The sequence below is a fragment of the Streptomyces sp. NPDC048419 genome (assembly GCF_043200415.1).
GTDB lineage: Bacteria > Actinomycetota > Actinomycetes > Streptomycetales > Streptomycetaceae > Streptomyces.
In genome coordinates, this window is record NZ_JBICXT010000104.1 from 1 (window position 1) to 2,307 (window position 2,307).

At 60.9% G+C, this 2,307-nt stretch carries 2 protein-coding genes and 1 pseudogene; 1 reads left to right on the forward strand and 2 read right to left on the reverse strand.

What is annotated here, in order from left to right:
- Positions 1-601: pyridoxal-dependent decarboxylase (locus tag ACGFYN_RS48025; protein WP_393872264.1), on the reverse strand; the 601-nt coding region annotated here is incomplete at its 3' end.
- A 1,398-nt stretch (positions 602-1,999) separates the two neighbouring features.
- Between ACGFYN_RS48025 and ACGFYN_RS48030 the strand changes: the two genes are divergently transcribed.
- Positions 2,000-2,089 carry a hypothetical protein gene (locus ACGFYN_RS48030; protein WP_393872265.1) on the forward strand — a complete coding sequence of 30 codons (90 nt, stop codon included), beginning with the start codon at positions 2,000-2,002 and terminating at the stop codon, positions 2,087-2,089.
- Positions 2,090-2,181: 92 nt separating this feature from the next.
- On the opposite strand, the pseudogene ACGFYN_RS48035 reads toward ACGFYN_RS48030, so the two are convergent.
- Positions 2,182-2,307, reverse strand: a pseudogene (locus ACGFYN_RS48035) (IS5/IS1182 family transposase); the annotation flags it as partial.

Genomic DNA, 2,307 nt, shown 5'->3' on the forward strand with positions numbered 1-2,307 from the left:
CGACCCCAAGCCGTTCATCTGGACCAAGACAGCCGAAGAGATCCTCGACTCCCTCGCCCGCCTCTGCCGACGGATCTCTGGCGCAGGACACTAGGTCTTCGCCGAGGTGCTCGTGCCGTGCGACAACCACGGCCGAGAAAGTGGCCATGGATCCACCAGTGGTCAGCAGCCCGCCACTGCCTTTCGGCAAGCCACAGACATCCAGTGCGATCCAGCGGAGTACACTTTCTTCCATCGCCGTAAGTACCGGTGCGGCGAAAGCCAGGCTGCCGTATCGATTGACAGCGCGAGTGTAAAACTCGGCGAGCGCCGATGTGTAGAGACCTCCCCCGGGAACGTAGGCCATGTGGCTGGCACCAGCGGTCTCCAGGGCGCAATCAACGGCACGATCCATGTGATCCAGTAGCGCCTTCAGGTCCCCCGGGTGCTCTGGGGGCAGGGAGAGAAACTTGTGCACAAGATCGGATACCGCTGTTGGGTCAGCATGGCTATTTGTTGCGCACGAAGAGAGTTTCTCTGTACGGTCGACGACTCTATCGAGGACAAGTAGGCCCATCTCCGTCATCGCGGTCCGATCCGGCTCCAAAGGGAAGTCGAGCATGAATTAACTCCAATGCTTCGTAGTCAGAGATGACATTTCGGCGTACTGCTCCCTTCAGGATTTCCGGAAAGGGGAGGGACGAAGCCACCGAGCACGTAGGCAGTGTGACGATTCAAAGCTGCTGGCAATGAAGTTTGGTTTTTTCGGGAGAGCTAAACCAGGAAGTGAAAAAAATGGAAGACTTGTCACGCGGAGGACAGGAACGAACTGGGGATCAATCATCTGGAGAGCAGATTGCACTGACGCCAAATTTCGCTTAGAGGACGCAGCCAGGTGACCTCTACATACAGCGAATCACTCTTTCATTGAAACCGTCCAGCACGCGAGCAGGCCGTCATTGAATCGCTCTGAACTCCATCTCATCCCGGCAGGAATCCAGCAGAATAAAATCATTTAATCATTCCCTGGATCGCTGAACAGGGATTGAGTAAATGACGCTCAATCTCGCCGCAGGCACTGGGGCGCACACGAGGAGCGCTGTCACATTGTTGGTGATTGGATGCCTGACGGTGTGTCGCGGCAGGACGGGCCGGGGTTCCGGCTGGGTGCTCAGACCGTGGCCAGCTGGCCGACAGTGCGGGTGACCTGATCCCAGATGGTGCAGTGGATGGTTCCCGAGTGCGGTCATCAACCTGCTGCCCGACCGCGCGCCCGGGCGGGTGTCGGCGCACGGTGGCACTCCCAGCATCACGGAAGTCTTGCCAGGGCCGTGATCGTGCGCCACGTACGGAGGAATGTGCACCGTTTCCGTGCGGTGATGAGGTGGAAGCCGTGAGTCTGCTGCTGTCGGTTCGAGGTGGCAGGGAGGCGGCTGACGGTGGTCCTGGATCCGCATCGCTGGCTGGAGTTGAGGCGGTTTCGCTCGCTGTATGAGTCCGGTGCGATGAGCCTGCGCGAGATCGCCAGGGAAACGGGACTGGACCGCAAGACGGTCCGCAGATATCTCTCAGCCAAGAGGCATGCTGCCCCCCGCGCCGGACATCGAACGGGCAGCGCAGAGGCCGGATCGGTTGATGAGGTCGCGCCGCTGATCGACGGGATGCTGCGGTCCGAGACCTTGATGAAGGCCACCGTCATCCAGAACCGCTGGTCAAGGACTACGGGTTCACGAGCAGCTACCAGCGGATCAAACTCTACGTGCAAGAAGCACGGCCGAGAGTGGCCGAGGAACTCGGCATCACCCCGAAGGAACTGGCCGGCATACATCGCCGTTTCGAGGTCGTCCCCGGTGCTCAGGCGCAGGTCGACTGAGGTGACGAAGGCAAGATCCTCGCGCCAGAACTTCTTGACCTGCTCCGTGTCGGTCCCATCATTGCGGCTCAGGTCCTGGTCAGCTGGCCCCACCCGGGCCGGTTCTGATCCGAGGCGACCTTCGCCTCCTTCGCCGGCGTCTCGCCGATCCTCGCGTCCTCGGGACTGACCAACCGCCACCGGATCAACCGCAGCGGTGACTGCAGCTCAACCAGGCCCTGCACACCATCACGCTAATCCGGATGCGGCTGGAACCCGCCACGAAGAGCTACGTCGCCCGTCGAGTGGCTGAGGACAAGACATCCCGTGACGCACATTACTGAGTTCTTTCAGCGTTGCCGCTCCAGGATGAGGACGGCCGCGGCGATTGACGTCATTCGATGCGGGTTGCACCGGGATCTGGGGAAGGTGCGCCAGGACTTCAGTCGTGCCACGCCGCGTTCGGCCGGTGCGCG